General features: G+C 73.4%; 13 protein-coding genes. 8 read left to right on the forward strand and 5 right to left on the reverse strand.

The genetic code is table 11. The annotated features are described in order from the left end of the window. Positions 1–45: 45 nt before the first annotated feature. Positions 46–2,739, reverse strand: a complete 2,694-nt coding sequence (locus RHODO2019_RS09300; RefSeq protein WP_265381541.1) for a bifunctional acetate--CoA ligase family protein/GNAT family N-acetyltransferase — start codon at positions 2,737–2,739, stop codon at positions 46–48. Position 2,740: 1 nt separating this feature from the next. Beyond that, on the reverse strand, positions 2,741–3,955 hold the full coding sequence (locus tag RHODO2019_RS09305) for an acetoin utilization protein AcuC (RefSeq protein WP_265381542.1): 1,215 nt from the start codon (positions 3,953–3,955) through the stop codon (positions 2,741–2,743). Positions 3,956–4,087: 132 nt separating this feature from the next. Between RHODO2019_RS09305 and RHODO2019_RS09310 the strand changes: the two genes are divergently transcribed. Genes RHODO2019_RS09310 through RHODO2019_RS09320 form a run of 3 tightly spaced genes read left to right on the forward strand, consistent with a single transcriptional unit; the run spans position 4,088 to position 7,783 of the window. Beyond that, on the forward strand, positions 4,088–4,774 hold the full coding sequence (locus RHODO2019_RS09310; RefSeq protein ID WP_265381543.1) for an iron-dependent transcriptional repressor DtxR: 687 nt from the start codon (positions 4,088–4,090) through the stop codon (positions 4,772–4,774). Positions 4,775–4,811: 37 nt separating this feature from the next. Continuing rightward, positions 4,812–5,780 (forward strand): UDP-glucose 4-epimerase GalE, encoded by a 969-nt coding sequence (gene galE / locus RHODO2019_RS09315; RefSeq protein ID WP_265381544.1) that lies wholly within the window; start codon positions 4,812–4,814, stop codon positions 5,778–5,780. Further along, positions 5,777–7,783, forward strand: a complete 2,007-nt coding sequence (locus RHODO2019_RS09320) for a S9 family peptidase (protein ID WP_265381545.1) — start codon at positions 5,777–5,779, stop codon at positions 7,781–7,783. Before galE ends, RHODO2019_RS09320 begins: the two co-directional genes overlap by 4 nt. Positions 7,784–7,790: 7 nt before the next feature. Here RHODO2019_RS09320 and RHODO2019_RS09325 read toward each other — a convergent pair whose 3' ends face one another. Then, complete coding sequence (locus RHODO2019_RS09325; RefSeq protein WP_265381546.1) at positions 7,791–8,855, reverse strand: DUF4192 domain-containing protein; 1,065 nt, start codon at positions 8,853–8,855, stop codon at positions 7,791–7,793. 171 nt (positions 8,856–9,026) lie between these two features. Between RHODO2019_RS09325 and RHODO2019_RS09330 the strand changes: the two genes are divergently transcribed. The 5 genes from RHODO2019_RS09330 (at position 9,027) to RHODO2019_RS09350 (ending at position 15,441) form a co-directional block, all read left to right on the forward strand. After that, positions 9,027–10,478: a GH1 family beta-glucosidase gene (locus tag RHODO2019_RS09330; RefSeq protein WP_265381547.1), complete on the forward strand. Its 1,452-nt coding sequence runs from the start codon at positions 9,027–9,029 to the stop codon at positions 10,476–10,478. A 479-nt stretch (positions 10,479–10,957) separates the two neighbouring features. Then, positions 10,958–12,292: an ABC transporter substrate-binding protein gene (locus tag RHODO2019_RS09335; RefSeq protein ID WP_265381548.1), complete on the forward strand. Its 1,335-nt coding sequence runs from the start codon at positions 10,958–10,960 to the stop codon at positions 12,290–12,292. Positions 12,293–12,400: 108 nt separating this feature from the next. Further along, positions 12,401–13,369, forward strand: a complete 969-nt coding sequence (locus RHODO2019_RS09340) for a carbohydrate ABC transporter permease (protein WP_265381549.1) — start codon at positions 12,401–12,403, stop codon at positions 13,367–13,369. Next, complete coding sequence (locus RHODO2019_RS09345) at positions 13,366–14,301, forward strand: carbohydrate ABC transporter permease (RefSeq protein ID WP_265381550.1); 936 nt, start codon at positions 13,366–13,368, stop codon at positions 14,299–14,301. The genes RHODO2019_RS09340 and RHODO2019_RS09345 overlap by 4 nt, the downstream gene beginning before the upstream one ends. Positions 14,302–14,427: 126 nt before the next feature. After that, the gene (locus RHODO2019_RS09350; protein WP_265381551.1) at positions 14,428–15,441 is read left to right on the forward strand and encodes a LacI family DNA-binding transcriptional regulator; all 1,014 of its coding nucleotides are present in this window, start codon (positions 14,428–14,430) and stop codon (positions 15,439–15,441) included. A gap of 3 nt (positions 15,442–15,444) precedes the next feature. Here RHODO2019_RS09350 and RHODO2019_RS09355 read toward each other — a convergent pair whose 3' ends face one another. Together RHODO2019_RS09355 and RHODO2019_RS09360 are read right to left on the reverse strand one after the other, a co-directional pair. Beyond that, complete coding sequence (locus tag RHODO2019_RS09355; protein ID WP_265381552.1) at positions 15,445–16,077, reverse strand: MBL fold metallo-hydrolase; 633 nt, start codon at positions 16,075–16,077, stop codon at positions 15,445–15,447. After that, positions 16,077–17,186, reverse strand: coding sequence for an S-(hydroxymethyl)mycothiol dehydrogenase (locus RHODO2019_RS09360; RefSeq protein WP_265381553.1), 1,110 nt, complete (start codon positions 17,184–17,186; stop codon positions 16,077–16,079). The genes RHODO2019_RS09355 and RHODO2019_RS09360 overlap by 1 nt, the downstream gene beginning before the upstream one ends. Positions 17,187–17,214: the final 28 nt, after the last annotated feature.

Below are 17,214 nucleotides of genomic sequence, written 5' to 3' on the forward strand. Positions count from 1 at the left end.
GCACGCCGGGCCCCCGCGGCCGGCTCGACCCGCCCCACGGCCGGCTCACCGCAGCCGGCGTGGACCCAGGTCCGCCCGGCTCGGCGGCGGGCCCAGCCGCACCCGCGCCCCCGTGACGGCCGCGCCGGTCGCCGAGGCCAACACCGGCTCGCAGGAGACCTCGCGCAGCTCGTGCACGTCGTCGGCCAGGGTGGCCACCCGCAGGACCACATCCTCCAGCGCCGCGAGGTCGCAGGGCTCGCTGCCCCGGTACCCGGCCAGCAGCGGCGCCGCCCTGGGTGCACGCACCAGGTCGTGGGCGTCGGTCGGGGTCACCGGCAGCACGCGGTAGGCGCGGTCGCCGAGCAGGTCGCTGATCACCCCGGCCAGGCCGAACGAGACGAGCGAGCCGAACGACGGGTCGTCCTGCACGCCGACCGTGCAGGAGATGCCCTTGACCGCCATCCGCTGCACGTGCACCTCGTCGCTGCCGGTCACCGCGGCCAGCTCGGCGGCGGCCACGCCGACGGCCTCGGCCGACGACAGGTCCAGCCGCACCCCCGCGAAGTCCGTCCGGTGGCGCCACTGCTCGCCGGTCGCCTTGACGGCCACGGGGAACCCCAGCTCGGCCGCCGCGACCGCCGCCTCGGCCGGCCCGCGCGTGGTGCGGAACTCCGTCACGGTCACGCCGTAGGCCCCCAGCAGCTGCACGGCCTCGGCGTCGGTGAGCCACCGCCCGTCCGGGTCGACCGCCAGCCAGCCGTCCACCAGCGCGCGGGCCGCCTCGGCATCCGCACCCTCCGGGCGCACCACCTCCGGCAGCGGCCGCTCCCGCCAGGCCGCGTAGCGCACGGCCCGCGACAGGGCGAGTGCAGCCCGCTCCGGTCCGGGGTAGGAGGGCACCGAGCCGCGGGCCGGCACGCCGGCGGCGTCGCGCACGGCCAGCGAGTCGGGAATGCCCTCCGCGGCCAGGAACGTCGTCACCACGGGCTTGCCCGCGTCGGCCACGGCCTCGCGCAGCGCGGTGGCGTACTCCGCCCCGGGGGTGGCCACGGGCGGCACGAACACCGCGATGAGCGCGTCCACCGCGTCCGAGGCCAGGGCGGTGGCGACGGCGGCCGCGAACTCAGCGGGGGTGGCGGTGGCCCCCACGTCCACGGCGTCGCCCACCACCACGAGGTCCTGGCTCCGCGCGGCGTCCACCGCGAGCACCCCGAGCGCGCTCGAGTTCCCCACCACCGCGACCCGGGGGCCGGCGGGCAACGGCTGGTAGCCCAGCAGCAGCGCCGCGTCGAAGAGCTGGGCGATGGACTCCACCCTGATGACCCCGGCCTGCTCGAACAGGGCCTGCACGCTTGCCTCGTCGACGTCGACGCTGGTGGCGGCGAGCCCCGGGCGCACCGAGTGCCGCCCGCTCTTCACCGCGATCACCGGCTTCGTCCGGGCGAGGTTGCGGGCCAGGCGGCTGAACTTGCGCGGGTTGCCGAAGCTCTCCAGGTACAGCAGGACGACGTCGGTGGCGGGGTCGGAGTCCCAGTACTGCATGAGGTCGTTGCCCGAGACGTCCGCACGGTTGCCGGCGGAGACGAAGGTCGACAGTCCCAGCCCACGCTCGGCCGCGGCGGCGAGGATCGCGATGCCCAGCGCCCCGGACTGGCAGAAGAACCCGACGCGGCCGCGGCCGGGCAGCACCGGGGCCAGGGTGGCGTTGAGGTTGACCTCCGGGTCGGTGTTGGCCACCCCCAGCGCGCTCGGGCCCACCACCCGCATGCCGTGCGCCCGGGCGGCGCGGACCATCCGGCGCTCGGCGTCCAGGCCGTCCTCGCTGCGCTCGCCGAACCCGGCCGAGACCACCACCAGCGCCTTGACCCCCTTGGCCAGGCAGTCGTCCAGCACGCCCTCCACCCCGCCGGCGGGCACCGCGACCACGGCGAGGTCCACCGGGTCGGGGATCTCGCGCACCGACGCGTAGGCGCGCACCCCCTGGACCGAGCGGTGCTCGGCGTTGACGGGGTAGACCGGCCCGGTGAAACCGCCGTGCAGCAGGTTGACCAGCACGGCGTGGCCGACCTTGGACGGGTCGGTCGACGCCCCGATCACGGCCACCGAGCGTGGTGCCAGCACGTTGCGCACGCTGCGGGCCTCCGACGCGCGCTCGCGGGAGGTGCGCACCGAGAACAGGACCTGCTGCACGTCGGCGCTGTCGGGGTCCACGGCGAACTCCAGGTGCAGCACACCGCCCTCGAAGCTGCGGCTGATCTGGTAGCCGGCGTCGCGGAAGACGCGGACCATGCCCTGGTTCTCGGCCAGCACCTCGGCCACGAAGCGGGTGACGCCGGTGTCGACCGCGGCCGCGGAGAGGTGCTCGAGCAGCACCGAGCCCAGCCCCCTGCCCTGGTGGGCGTCGGCGACCACGAAGGCGACCTCGGCGGAGTGCCCGTCGCCCACCGTGGGCAGCCGGTCGTAGCGGCCGACGGCGATGATCTCGTCGCCCAGCACCGCCACGATCGCGACCCGGTCGTGGTGGTCGACGGTGGTGAAGTAGGTGACGTCGCGGGCGGGCATCGTCGGGTACGGCCCGAAGTAGCGCAGGTACCTGGTGCGCTCGGAGAGCTTGCCGTGGAAGGCGACGAGGCCGACCGCATCGTCGGGGGTGATGGGCCGCAGGTGCACGGTGCCGCCGTCGGAGGCGAGCACGTCGGCCTCCCAGTGCCGGGGCGGCTGGCGGACGGTGGGGGCGGCGGGGGCCGGGTCGGTCACGTCAGTCCCTCGGATCGTCGGGGTCCAGGCCGAGCAGGGGGAACACCGCGCGCCGGACGTCGCGGATGGCGGTGTCGACCTTGGCCGCGGCCGGGCTGGCCGCCTCGCCTACCCCACCGCCCCAGGGCTCGTGGGCGGTGTCGCCGTCGTCCCCCATGGTGGTGGGCAGGACGATCTCGGGCCACCTCTCGTGGGCGTGGGAGGTCCAGCCGGGCGGCACGGCCGTGCTGGGGTCGACGTCACGGTCGAGCACGGCGGCCAGCAGGTGGGTCCAGGAGCGCGGCACCACCCGCACCAGGCCGTAACCACCGCCGCCGAGGGCGAGCCAGCGGCCCTCGGCGGTCTCCTCGGCGAGGTCGCGCAGGGCGGCGAAGGCGGCACGGTGGCCGTCCACGGTCAGCCGCAGGTCGGCCAGGGGGTCCTCCCGGTGGGTGTCCACCCCGCACTGCGTGACCAGCAGCTGCGGCCGGAACGCGCGCACCACGCTGGGCACCACGGCGTGGAAGGCACGCAGCCACGCCGCATCGGAGGTTCCCGGCATGAGCGGGAGGTTCACCACCGAGCCCGCCGCGGCACCGGTGCCCGTCTCGTGCGCCCACCCCGTGCTGGGCCACAGCGTGGCGGGGTGCTGGTGCACCGACACCGTCAGCACCCGGGGGTCGTGCAGGAACGCCGCCTGCACGCCGTCCCCGTGGTGCACGTCCACGTCGACGTAGGCGATCCGGTCGAACCCGTGGTCGAGCAGCCAGGAGATGGCGACGGCGGCGTCGTTGTACACGCAGAAACCCGACGCGGAGTCCGCCATGGCGTGGTGCAGGCCGCCGCCGATGGTGATCGCGCGCCGGGTGCGGCCCTCGGCGATCTCCCGGGCTGCCGCCAGGGTGCCACCGGTGAGCAGGGCGCTCGCCTCGTGCATCCGCTCGAAGATCGGGTTGTCCTCGGACCCGAGCCCGTGCCCCACGGCCTGGAGCTGGCCCGGTGCGCCCTTGACGGCGTTGAGGTAGCCGGGAGTGTGGATGCGGAGGAGCTCGGCGTCCGGCGCCACTGCCGGGGTGAGGGTCTCCACGCCCTCGAGCACCCCCAGCTCGCGGCTCAGCCGCATGGTGAGGTCCAGGCGCACCGGGTCCAGCGGGTGGTCGGGCGAGAGCTGGTAGGAGAGGTAGTCCGGGGTCCACACGACCGACGGCGGGGACGGCGACGGTGCAGGCGCGCTCATGACGGCGAACCTACTGCGGCCCACCGACCACGGGAGGTGTCGAAGGTCGCGCAGCGGGCGGGCACAGGTCCCGCCGTCACCGGTGTTGTCGTCGGTGGACGATACGATCAGCGGCGACGAAGGGGTGTGAGCGTGAACGACCTGGTCGACACCACCGAGATGTACCTGCGCACGGTGTACGAGCTCGAGGAGGAGGGCCTGGTCCCGCTCCGCGCGCGGATCGCCGAGCGTCTCGAGCAGAGCGGACCCACCGTCAGCCAGACCGTGGCCCGGATGGAGCGCGACGGGCTGCTGTCGGTCGCGGGCGACCGGCACCTGGAGCTCACCGCGCAGGGACGCGCCCTCGCCGTGGCCGTCATGCGCAAGCACCGCCTCGCCGAGCGGCTGCTGGTCGACGTGATCGGCCTGGACTGGGCGCAGGTGCACGCGGAGGCCTGCCGCTGGGAGCACGTGATGAGCGAGGCAGTCGAGCGTCGCCTCGTCGAGGTGCTCGACCACCCGACCACCTCGCCCTACGGCAACCCCATCCCCGGCCTCGCCGAGCTGGGGCTGGACCGGGTCGCGGCCGAGCACGGCCCGCTGCTGCGCCTGTCCGAGGTCGGCGGGTCCGGCCCGGTGGCCGTGGTCGTCCGCCGCATCGCCGAGCACGTGCAGACCGACACCGACCTGATGGCACGCCTGCGCGACGCGGGCGTGGTGCCCGACGCCCGGGTGACCGTCGAGAAGGGGGCCGACGGCGTGCTCATCAGCGTGCCCGGCCACGCCGGGGCCAGCCTCTCCCAGCAGATGGCCCACGCCGTGCAGGTCGAGAAGGTCTGAACCCCCACCCAGCGCCACCCCAGGAGAGGACTGCGACGTGAAGCTGCTCGTGACCGGAGGTGCCGGCTACGTCGGCAGCGTCACCGCCGCCCTGCTCCTCGAGCGCGGTCACGAGGTGACGGTGCTCGACGACCTGTCCACCGGCCACGCCGACGCGGTCCCGGTGGGCGCGACCCTGGTGGAGGGCGACGTCGCCACCACCGCGCCCGCGGTGCTCATGGGGGCGGACTTCGACGGGGTGCTGCACTTCGCCGCCCGCTCGCTCGTCGGGGAGTCCGTCGTGGAGCCGGAGAAGTACTGGTACGGCAACGTGGTCACCTCGCTGCAGCTGCTCGAGGCGATCCGGGTGACCGGCACACCCCGGCTGGTGTTCTCCTCCACCGCCGCCACCTACGGGGAGCCCGAGGTGATCCCCATCACCGAGGACGCCCCCACCCGGCCGACCAACCCCTACGGGGCCTCGAAGCTGGCCATCGACCACGCCATCACCTCCTACGCCGCCGCGCACGGCCTGGCGGCGGTGAGCCTGCGGTACTTCAACGTCGCCGGGGCGCACGGGGCGCAGGGGGAGCGGCACACCACCGAGACCCACCTGATCCCCCTGGTGCTGCAGGTCGCGCAGGGCCGCCGCGAGCACGTCACCGTCTTCGGCGACGACTGGCCCACGGCCGACGGCACCTGCGTCCGCGACTACGTGCACGTCCTCGACCTCGCCGAGGCGCACCTGCTCGCGCTGGAGCACGCCAGCAGCGGCGCGCACCAGGTCTACAACCTCGGCAGCGGCAGCGGGTTCTCGGTGCTCGAGGTCGTCGAGGCCTGCCGCCGGGTCACCGGCCACCCCGTCCCCGCGCGGACCGCCGCCCGCCGTGCCGGCGACCCCGCGGTGCTGGTCGCCTCGAGCGACCGGGCCGTGGCCGAGCTGGGCTGGAAGCCCGAGCGCACCGCGATCGACCAGATCGTCGCCGACGCCTGGACGTTCACCCAGCAGGTGGCGGCGCGCGCGTGAGCGGGGACACCACCCCGAGCAGCACGTTCGCCGATCTCGCGGCCTTCGTCGCCGTGCCGCGGCTGGCGGGGCTGGCGATCTCCCCCGACGGCACCCGCCTGGTCACCGTCGTGTCCGAGCTGGACCCCAAGGGCACCCGGTGGCGCGGGGCCCTGTGGCAGGTCGACCCCACCGGGAGCACGGCCGCCGTCCGGCTCACCCGCTCCGCCGAGGCCGAGTCGGCCCCCGCGTTCGCCGCCGACGGCGACCTGCTGTTCCTCTCCCGGCGCGCCGACCCGTTGGACACCGAGCCCGACACCGCACCGTCCTCGACGCTGTGGTGCCTGCCCCGCACCGGTGAGGCGCGACCGGTGGTCACCCTGCCCGGCGGGGTGTCCTCCGTGGTCGCGGCGCACGCGGCGGACGCGCTCCTGCTGGGCACCGCCGTCCACCCCGGCCGGACCCTCGGCGAGGACGACGCGGAGCAGCGCAGCCACCGCAAGGACACGGGCGTGAGCGCCGTGCTGCACGAGAGCTACCCCGTCCGCCACTGGGACCACGACCTCGGCCCCGACCTCCCCCGGATGGTCGTCCGCGCCGCTGACGGCACGCTGAGCGACCTCACCCCGGACCTCGACGACCGGGTGGGCAGCGCGGTGCTGAGCCCGGACGGAGCGACGGTGGTGCTGGCCGTGCAGGTGGAGCGCGGCCGCGGGCTCGGACGCCGCCAGCAGCTCCAGGTCGCCGCCGCCGACGGCTCCGGGCGCCGGGTGCTGCTGGACTCCGGGGAGCACGACCTGACCCCCGAGCTCGTGCTCGCCGACGGATCCGCGGTGATCTGCACGGCCGAGCGGCTCGCCACGCGCGCAGACCCCCCACGGATCGACCTGTGGCGGGTAGAGCTCTCCGGTGGCGCCGTCACCGAGCTGACCAGCGCCTTCGAGCACTGGGCAACAACCCCGGTGGAGTCCGCCGACGGTGGCGCCCTGTACGTGGTGGCCGACTGCGGTGGGCGGGCCCCGGTGTGGCGGGTCGACCTCGCCGCTCCGGGCACGGTCCCGGAGAGGCTCACGGCCGACGGTGCGTTCGCCGACCTCGTGGTCGCCCCGGACGGCCGTGCCCTCTACGCGCTGCGCTCCGCGGTGGACAGCCCGCCCCGGCCCGTGCGGCTGGACCTCGGCACCGGCGTGGTCACCGCGCTCGCAGCGCCCGGTGCGCTCGAGGTGCCCGGGCGGCTCGACGAGGTGGACGTCGTGGTCGCCGACGGCCGCACCGTGCGCGGCTTCCTGGCCGTGCCCGAGCTGGCGCCGGGCGCGCGGGCGCCGCTGCTGGTGTGGGTGCACGGCGGACCGCTGGGCAGCTGGAACGCCTGGACCTGGCGCTGGAACCCGTGGACGGCCACCGCCCGCGGGTACGCGGTGCTGCTGCCCGATCCCGCGCTGTCCACCGGGTACGGGCCGGACTTCCTCACCGCGGGGTGGCCGGCCTGGGGCGGGGCGCCGTACACCGACGTCCTCGCGCTCACCGACACCGCCCTGCTCCGGGACGACCTCGACCCGGGGCGCACCGCGCTCATGGGGGGCAGCTTCGGGGGTTACATGGCGAACTGGGTGGCCACGCAGACCGACCGCTTCGACGCCATCGTCACCCACGCCTCGCTGTGGGACCTCGACTCCTTCACCGGCGCCACCGACGGCTCCTTCTCGTGGCTGGCCGAGATGGGCGACCCGCTCACCGACCGCGGCCGAATCGAGGCCAACAGCCCCCACCTGCGGGTGGCCGACATCCGCACGCCGGTGCTGGTCATCCACGGGGACAAGGACTACCGGGTGCCCATCGGCGAGGGCCTGCGGCTGTGGTTCGACCTGGTGCGGCACGAGGTGCCGGCCAAGTTCCTCTACTTCCCGGACGAGAACCACTGGGTGCTCACCCCGGGCAACGCGCAGGTCTGGTACTCCACGGTGTTCGCGTTCCTGGCCGAGCACGTGCTGGGTCAGGACTGGGAGCGCCCCGGCCTGCTGTGATCCCGGATCACTGCCAGTCCACCGGAGGCAGGGTCACCCCGAGCTCGGCCGCGATCCCGTGCGCGGTGATCGACAGCGCGCGCACCGAGCCCGGTGGCAGACCGGCCCCCAACGAGGCGGACAGCAGGCCGGCCATCCGGTGGGCGGGGTCCGCGTCGAGCGCGACCTGCAGCGCCACCCCGGCCACCGGGCCCTCCCCGCGCGCGTACGCGCTGTGCGCGAGCAGCACCGCGGGTTCGGCGAGCTCCGGGGCGGGTAGGGCCCGCACCAGCTCCGTCCACAGGCGCTCGGCGGCATCGGCGTGCTCTCCCCCGGCCAGGGCGATGCAAGCGTCGCGCACGGGGAGGTCGGACAGAGCGGCCCCGAGCGCCGCGATCTCGGGCGCCCCCAGGGGCTCGGCCGAGTCCTCGCCGGCCCGCGCCACGGCGGCCACCACCCGCTCCAGCAGCTCGTGGGAGCAGTGCGCGGGCCCGGAGGCGCGCCGCTGCTGCACCCGTGCGAGCTCCTCGTCCAGGGCCAGACCCACGCGCCCGGTGCGCTCAGGCCCGTCAGGGGCGAGGAGCTCGTCCACCTCGGCCCGGGAGCCGCGGATCACGCGACCGCGCAGCACGTGCTCGGTGGCCACCGGCGAGGAGCGCGGGTCCGGGAGCAGACCGGTCCGGGAGCTGCCGTAGCTCGACCAGGCCACCCCGGCGGCGGTGCGGGGCACGTGGTGGGCGGCGACGAGATCGGTGCCGACCGCCTCGCACGCCGTCCTGAGCGAACGGACCAGGTGCCGCCGGGGGTCCGGTGGCTCGGCGTCGTCGACCACCACCGCCACGGCCGCGGGGACCGCGCGACGGGCGCAGAGCACGGAGAGCTGCTCGACCACGGCCGCGGCACCCGCCCGGTCGGAGCGGGCCGGCAGGTCCACCCGAGCGACGAGGCCGACGGACCCGGCCCGCTCCCCCTCGAGGCAGAGCAGGACGAGCGAGTGCTCGGGGTGGAACCCGAGCAGGGCGGGCAGGGCGGCGAGCAGCGCGCCGGGGTCGCCGAGGTGGACGGTGGCCGGTGGGTTCGGGTGTGTCGTCATGGCCCGCACGCTGCCCCGCGGCACACTGCTCCCACGGCGCCCGGGCACGGCCTGTGGACAGCTGGACCTGCTGTGGACAGCCCCCCTCCCACGGCCTCCGGACCCGCCGGAGTGACGGTGCCGCGTGCCGCACGGGCCCCACCTCTGCCCCCCACCGACGAAGGGCCCCCCATGAGCCACCCGACCCACCCGGACAGCCTGCTGGACGCCACCCCGGAAGGGTCCGACCCACGGCTGGCCGCCGCCTTCCCCACCGACTTCACCTGGGGTGCTGCCACGGCGTCGTTCCAGATCGAGGGGGCCACCCACGAGGGTGGTCGCGGACCGTCCATCTGGGACACCTTCTGCGCCGAGCCGGGCCGGGTGGTCAACGGCGACAACGGCGACGTTGCCGTGGACCACTACCACCGCTACCCCGAGGACGTCGCCCTCATGGCCCGGCTGGGCCTGGGGGCCTACCGCTTCTCCTTCGCCTGGCCCCGCCTGCTGCCCACCGGCTCCGGCGCCCTGAACCCCGCCGGCGTCGACTTCTACGACCGTCTGGTGGACACGCTGCTCGAGGCGGGGATCACTCCGTGCGCCACGCTGTACCACTGGGACCTGCCGCAGGCCCTGCAGGACGCCGGGGGTTGGCCGGCCCGCGACACCGTGGCGCGCTTCACCGACCACGCGGTGGCCGTGCACGCCCACTTCAGCGACCGGATCCGCCAGTGGGCCACGTTCAACGAGCCCTGGTGCTCGGCGTTCCTCGGCCACCAGGCCGGGGTGCACGCCCCCGGGGCCACCGACGCCCGGCTGTCCGTCCCCGCGGCGCACCACCTGCTGCTCGCCCACGGCAGCGCGCTGCAGGCCATCCGGGCCACCTCTGCGGACCCGGGGCAGCTGGGGATCGTTCTCAACCTGCAGCACGTGTCCCCGGAGACCGACGATCCCGCCGACGTCGACGCCGCTCGACGGGTGGACGCGGTGCACAACCGGCTGTGGCTGGGGGCCCTGTTCGCCGGTGCCTACCCGCAGGACCTGCTCGACGACGTGGCCCCGCTCTCCGGGCTCGACCACGTGCACGACGGCGACCTGCAGACCATCGCGCAGCCCGTGGACTGGGTCGGGCTCAACTACTACTGCCCCGCCGTGGTCACCGGGAGGCCCGGTCAGTCCGAGCGCGGGGAGGCCGCCGCCGCCTACCCCGGCTGTGAGGACGTGCGGATGGTCGACCGCGGGCGCCCGACGACCGACATGGGCTGGGAGGTGGACCCGCAGGGCTTCCGGGACACCCTCGCGATGCTCGGCACCGCCGCCCCGGAGGTCCCGATCCACATCACCGAGAACGGCGCGGCGTACCCCGACCAGCTCGTCGACGGGACGGTGCACGACGCTGACCGGGTGGCCTACCTCCGCACCCACCTGGAGGCCCTCGCCCTGGCGCGGGCGGACGGGATCGACGTGCGCGGCTACTTCGTCTGGTCGCTGCTGGACAACTTCGAGTGGGCCTGGGGCTACGGCAAGCGCTTCGGGGTGGTGCACGTGGACTACGACACCCAGGTGCGCACGCCCAAGGACAGCGCCCTCTGGTACGCGGGCCTGCTCGCCCACCACCGGGCGCGCTGGGGCCGACGGCCGTGACGGGGCCCGGCGCTGGTCGGTCGTCCTCGACCCAGAGGTCACCTTCACCGTCCCGCGTCGAAGCCGTGTCCGGATCGTGACCCGCGGTGTGCCCGGGGAGCACCTCGCCCAGACCGGCCCGGAGGGCGCGGGGACCCGGCCGGGACACCAGGCACCGTCCACGGTGGACTGATCGACTCCGCTCCGATCGTTCTGCGCACCAGCGTGTTTCCCGTGTTGCGCGAGCCTCCGCGAACAGGAACCGCGGCGGCGGACGGCGCTCGGGGCGCCTCGGTGCGCACGCGACACGGTGATCACCGGGATGGTTGTGAGCGCGGTCACCTCTGTGTACCGTCCGGCCTGAGCAAAAACGCTTTTACACACTCTCCACCCGGTCACGACGAAGTGGCCCCGAACGCTGCGCGTGCCCACGCGACCAGCCGGGGCGGACGAGAAAGGCATGGGGCATGGCTCTCCGCTCCCGAACTCCCCGACGCACGATGGCCATCGCGGGCGTGCTCAGCGTCGGGCTGCTCGCCAGCGCGTGCGGCGGCAGCAGCAGCGACACCAGCAGCACCGCCTCGGGCGCCTCGAGCGGCGACTGCTCGGCGTACACCCAGTACGGGGACCTGTCCGGCAAGACCATCAGCGTCTCCGCCGGCATCGTGACCCCCGAGGACACCGCTTACATCGACTCCTACAAGCCGTTCGAGGACTGCACCGGCGCCAAGGTCACCTACGACGGCAACAAGGACTTCGAGACCCAGATCCTGGTCCGGGCGCGGGCCGGAAACCCCCCGGACATCGCCATCGTCCCGCAGCCCGGCCTGGTCAAGCAGCTCGTGGCCACCGGGGCCGCCAAGCCCGCCCCCAAGGCCGTCGCCGACAACGTCGACAAGTTCTGGAGCCCCGAGTGGAAGGCGTACACCACGGTCGACGGCAAGTACTACGGCGCACCGTCGGGCGCCAGCGTGAAGTCGCTCGTCTGGTACTCCCCCAGCGAGTTCAAGGACAGCGGGTACGCGGTGCCCACCACCCTCGACGAGCTGAAGACGCTGTCGGACAAGATGGTCTCCGACGGCAAGAAGCCCTGGTGCGCCGGCATCTCGAGCGGTGAGGCCACCGGTTGGCCGATCACCGACTGGATGGAGGACATGATGCTCCGCTCGGCCGGACCGGCCGAGTACGACAAGTGGGTCAACCACCAGATCGCGTTCAACTCCGCGGAGCCCACCAAGGCCCTGGACATGGTCGGTGAGTACCTGAAGAACCCGGCCTACGTGAACGGTGGCCTCGGCGACGTCACCTCCATCGCCACCACCACGTTCCAGGACGGCGGGCTGCCGATCCTCGACGGCACGTGCTCCCTGCACCGCCAGGCCAGCTTCTACGCGGCCAACTGGCCCAAGGGCACCACGGTGGCCGAGGACGGCGACGTCTTCGCCTTCTACCTGCCCGGCAAGACCGCCGGCGACAAGCCGGTCCTCGGTGGTGGCGAGTTCAACGTCGCCTTCTCCGACCGTCCGGAGGTCCAGGCTTTCCAGACCTACCTGTCCACCGACACGTGGGCCAACAACAAGGTGGCCGCCACCCCCAACGGCGGCTGGATCAGCGCCAACAAGGGCTTGGACGCGTCCAAGCTGAGCAGCCCGATCGACAAGCTGTCGGCCGACCTGCTGCAGGACCCGAAGACGGTGTTCCGCTTCGACGGCTCGGACCAGATGCCGGCCGCCGTGGGCTCCAACTCGTTCTGGAAGCAGGCCACCGCCTGGATCACCGGCCAGAGCACCAAGGACACGGTCGACAACATCGAGGCCTCCTGGCCGACGTCCTGACCTGATCTCCGCCGCGGGAGGTGGTCCGGCACCCGCCGGACCACCTTCCGCTCCCCGCACCCCGAGTCCACTCCGCAGCACGGTCCACCCAGGAGGTGAAGAGCTCCCGTGACCACCCTCGAGAAGCTCACCAGCATGGCCGGCGCACTCCTGCTGTTCGGGGCGGTGATGGGGTTGATCCTCTACATCGCCGGACGGTTCGGCGAGCGCCGGGCCGGCAAGCCCGTCGCGTTCCTGTTCCTGCTGCCCACCGCGCTGCTGGTGGCGGTCGGGCTGGTCTACCCCGCGCTGCGGACGATCTACCAGTCGTTCTTCGACGCCGGGGGCACCTCGTTCGTCGGGCTCGACAACTTCGCCACCATCTTCACCAGCTCCGACGAGCTCACCGTGCTGCGCAACACGGTGCTCTGGGTGGTGGTCACCCCGTTCATCGCCACCGCCGTCGGTCTGCTCTACGCGATCCTGGTCGACGGGGCCCGCATGGAGGCCTTCGCCAAGGCTCTGATCTTCCTGCCCATGGCCATCTCCTTCGTCGGCGCCTCCATCATCTGGAAGTTCATCTACGCCTACCGCCCCGACCAGGCCAACGTGAAGCAGATCGGCGTGCTGAACCAGATCGTCGTGTGGCTGGGCGGCACACCGGTGAACTGGCTGGTGGGCTCGCCGCTGAACACCCTGCTGCTCATCGTCATCCTGATCTGGATCCAGGCCGGCTTCGCCATGACGATCCTCTCGGCGGCGATCAAGGCCATCCCCGGCGACATCGTGGAGGCCGCCCGCCTCGACGGCGTGACGACGCTCGGCATGTTCCGCTTCGTCACCCTGCCGAGCATCCGGCCGGCGGTGGTCGTCGTGCTCACCACCATCGGCATCGCCACCCTCAAGGTGTTCGACATCGTCCGCACCGTCACCGGCGGCTCGTTCAACACCAGCGTGGTGGCCTACGAGTTCTACAGCCAGACGTTCTCGTCGTCGAACCAGGGCCTCGGCTCCGCGCTCGCCGTGCTGCTGTTCGTGCTCGTCATCCCCATCGTCGCCTACAACATCCGCCAGATGCGCGCCACGGAGGCTCGATGACCACCTTCACGCCGCCCCCCGTCCTCGAGAAGAAGAACGACCCCCCGGTCCCGCCCCCGCCCCTGTCGGGCAGCGAGGTCGCCGAGAGCGCGGCCAAGCGGCTCTCCCGGCCGTGGGCCACCGCCGCCGCGCTGATCATCGCGGTGCTGTGGACCATCCCGACGTTCGGGCTGCTGGTGTCCTCGTTCCGCCCCGAGAAGCTGACGAAGACCACCGGCTGGTGGACGTTCTTCAGCAACCCCACCGTCACCCTGGACAACTACCGGGCGGTGCTCACCACCGAGGGGTCCTCCGGGCTGGGCAAGTACGTCATCAACTCCTTCATCATCGTGATCCCCTCGGTGGTGATCCCGCTGGTGCTGGCCACGCTCGCGGCGTACGCGTTCGCCTGGGTGAAGTTCCCGGGCCGCAACGTGCTGTTCATCGCCGTCTTCGCGCTGCAGATCGTGCCCATCCAGGTCACCCTGCTGCCGCTGCTCAAGCTCTACGTCAAGGGTGACCTGGTCGGTTTCCCCGCCATCTGGATCTCGCACTCCATCTTCGCGCTGCCGCTGGCCATCTTCTTGCTGCACAACTTCATGCGGGAGATCCCCGCGGAGCTCATCGAGGCGGCCCGGGTCGACGGTGCCGGGCACGTCAAGATCCTCACGGCGGTGCTGCTGCCCCTGCTCAAGCCGGCCATCGCGGCCTTCGGGATCTTCCAGTTCCTGTGGGTCTGGAACGACCTCCTGGTCGCCCTCGTGTTCGCCGGGGGCGGCAGCGACGTCGCCCCGATCACGAAGGGCCTCGCCGACCTCTCCGGCACCCGCGACTCGGCCTGGCACCTGCTCTCGGCCGGCGCGCTGGTCGCCATCATCGTGCCGGTGGTCGTGTTCCTCTCGCTGCAGCGGTACTTCGTGCGCGGCTTGCTGGCGGGCGGGCTCAAGGGCTGACCCCCGCCGGCCGCGCCCCGCGCCGGCCTCCACCCAGGGGCCCGGTCCCCCGGTCGGCGCGACCCAGGAGGAACCATCCCCACCATCCACGACGTTGCCCGGGAGGCCGGCGTCTCCATCGGCACGGTGTCCCGGGCGCTGCGTGGGCTCGACCGCGTCAACGCCGACACCCGGGCGCGGGTGCTGCTGGCGGCCAGCACCCTGGGCTACGTCGCCTCGCCCGCCGCCTCGAGCCTGGCCACCGGCCGGACCATGACCATCGGGGTGGTCGTCCCGTACGTGACCCGGTGGTACTTCGCGAACGTGGTCGAGGGTGCGGAGGCGCTGTGCCGGTCGCACGGGTACGACCTGCTGCTCTACGGCCTCGGTGAGCAGGTGGACGTGGCTCGTCGGCTCACCGCCATCGCGACCCTGCACAAGCGGGTCGACGCGGTGCTGGTGCTCAACCTCGCCCTCGACGGCCCCGAGGTCGACGTGCTGCGCAACCTCTCGGTGCCGGTGGCCCTGGTGGGTTCCACGGTCACCGGGCTGGGCAGCGTGAGCGTGGACGACGTGCAGGTCGCCCGCACCGCCACCGAGCACCTGATCGGCCTCGGCCACACCCGCATCGCGCACATGGGCGGGCTCGCCGAGGACGCGTTCCACTTCCCCACCCCGCACGACCGCTTCGCCGGCTACCTCGGAGCCCTCGCCGACGCCGGGCTGCCCGCGGACCCGGCCCTGGACGTCTACGGCGGCTGGTCGGTCCAAGGTGGGTCCGCGGCCATGGACGTGCTGCTCGCGCTGCCCGCACGTCGACGGCCGACCGCGGTGTTCGCCAGCTCGGACGAGATGGCCATGGGGGCGCTGTCCTCGGCCCGGCGCCACGGTGTGCGGGTGCCCGCCGACCTCTCGGTTGTCGGGGTCGACGACCACGAGATGGCCGAGTACCTGGACCTCACGACCGTGCGCCAGCCGGTCCCCGAGCAGGGGCGGATCGCCGCCCAGCTGCTGCTCGACGAGCTGGAGGGACGAACCCCTCGCGGGGGGTCGTCCGCGCGGACGGTCTCCACCGAGCTGGTCGTCCGGGGCACGACGGGTCCGGCTCCGACGCCGGCGGACCCCCGGCTCACGCGGTCGCACCGGAGCTCGCCGACCTAGGCCTCAGCCGTTCGCGCGGACCCACTCCTCGAGGTGCGGGGCCTCGGTGCCGATCGTGGTGCCGTCGCCGTGCCCGGTGTGCACGGCCGTCTCGACGGGCAGGGCGAACAGGCGGTCACGGATCGAGCCGATGATGGTGCCGAAGTCGGAGTAGGAGCGTCCGGTGGCGCCGGGTCCGCCCTGGAACAGGGTGTCCCCGGTGAACAGCAGGCCGGCCTCGGGAACGTGCAGGCAGGTGCTGCCGGGCGAGTGGCCCGGGGTGTGCAGCGCGTGGACCTCGGTGCCGCCCACGGTGATCCGCTGGCCGTCGGTGAGCGCGGCGTGGGCGACGCCCGGGTGGGTCATCTCCCACAGCACGTCGTCGGCGGGGTTCAGCAGCACGGGCGCGTCGAGGGTGCGGCCGAGCTCGGGGGCCACCGTGACGTGGTCGTCGTGGCCGTGCGTGCACACCACCGCGACCACGGTGCGCCCCGCGACGGCCGCCACGATCGGCTGGGCGGCGTGGGCGGCGTCGACCACCAGCACCTCGTCGTCGTCCCCGAGCAGCCAGACGTTGTTGTCCACCTCCCAGGTCCCGCCGTCGAGGCTGAAGGTGCCGGAGGTGACCACGCGGTCGACCCGGAAGGTGCCGGCCATCAGAGCGCCGGGCCCGAGAGCTCGACGACCGAGCGCAGCACGCCCCCGCTGTGCATGGTCCGGAAGGCCTGCTCCACCGCGTCCAGCGCGATCCGCTCGGTGACGAACTTCTCCAGCGGCAGCCGGCCCTGCTTCCACAGGTCGACCAGCATCGGGAAGTCCCGCTCGGGCAGGCAGTCGCCGTACCAGGAGGACTTGAGCGCGCCACCGCGGCCGAAGATGTCGATCATCGGGACGTCGACCACCAGGTCGGGGGTGGGCACGCCCACGAGGACGACGGTGCCGGCGAGGTCGCGGGCGTAGAAGGCGGCCTTCCACGTCTCCGGGCGGCCCACGGCGTCGATGACCACGTCGGCCCCGAAGCCACCGGTGAGCTCCTGCACGGCCTCGACGAGGCCGTCGTGGTCGAGGTCGGTGCTGTTGACCGTGTGGGTGGCCCCGAAGTCGGTGGCCCACGCCAGCTTCTGGTCGTCCCGGTCGATCGCGATGATGGTGCTCGCCCCGGCCAGGCGGGCCCCGGCGATGGCCGCGTCGCCCACACCGCCGCAGCCGATGACGGCGACGGAGTCACCGCGACCCACACCGCCGGTGTTCACCGCAGCGCCGAGGCCGGCCATCACGCCGCAGCCGAGCAGCCCGACGACGGCCGGGTCGGAGGACGGGTCGACCTTGGTGCACTGCCCCTCGTGGACCAGCGTCTTGTCCGCGAACGCCCCGATGCCCAGCGCCGCGGTCAGCTCGGTGCCGTCCTCCAGCGTCATCTTCTGCGCCGCGTTGTGGGTGGTGAAGCAGAACCAGGGCTCACCGCGCCGGCAGGCCCGACAGTCCCCGCACACCGCGCGCCAGTTGAGGACCACGAAGTCGCCGACCTCGACGTGCGTGACGCCCTCGCCGACGGTCTCCACCACGCCCGCGGCCTCGTGTCCCAGCAGGAAGGGGAAATCGTCGTTGATGCCGCCCTCGCGGTAGGTCAGGTCCGTGTGGCACACCCCGCACGACTGCACCGCCACGACCACCTCGCCGGGACCGGGGTCGGGGACGACCACCGTCACGAGCTCCACCGGGGCACCCTTGCTGCGGGCGATCACTCCACGAACCTGCTGCGGCACTGCGGTCTCCCTCGTCGGTCTGCTGGGT

Origin of the sequence: Rhodococcus antarcticus, assembly GCF_026153295.1 — a bacterium.
In the GTDB taxonomy this organism is placed as follows: Bacteria; Actinomycetota; Actinomycetes; order Mycobacteriales; family Mycobacteriaceae; genus Rhodococcus_D; species Rhodococcus_D antarcticus.

Coding starts and splice junctions, on each gene's coding strand:
- RHODO2019_RS09335 (WP_265381548.1), top strand. CDS start 10,958: ATGGCCATCGCGGGCGTGCTCAGCGTCGGGCTGCTCGCCAGCGCGTGC.
- RHODO2019_RS09325 (WP_265381546.1), bottom strand. CDS start 8,855: ATGACGACACACCCGAACCCACCGGCCACCGTCCACCTCGGCGACCCC.
- RHODO2019_RS09305 (WP_265381542.1), bottom strand. CDS start 3,955: ATGAGCGCGCCTGCACCGTCGCCGTCCCCGCCGTCGGTCGTGTGGACC.
- RHODO2019_RS09330 (WP_265381547.1), top strand. CDS start 9,027: ATGAGCCACCCGACCCACCCGGACAGCCTGCTGGACGCCACCCCGGAA.
- RHODO2019_RS09345 (WP_265381550.1), top strand. CDS start 13,366: ATGACCACCTTCACGCCGCCCCCCGTCCTCGAGAAGAAGAACGACCCC.
- RHODO2019_RS09355 (WP_265381552.1), bottom strand. CDS start 16,077: ATGGCCGGCACCTTCCGGGTCGACCGCGTGGTCACCTCCGGCACCTTC.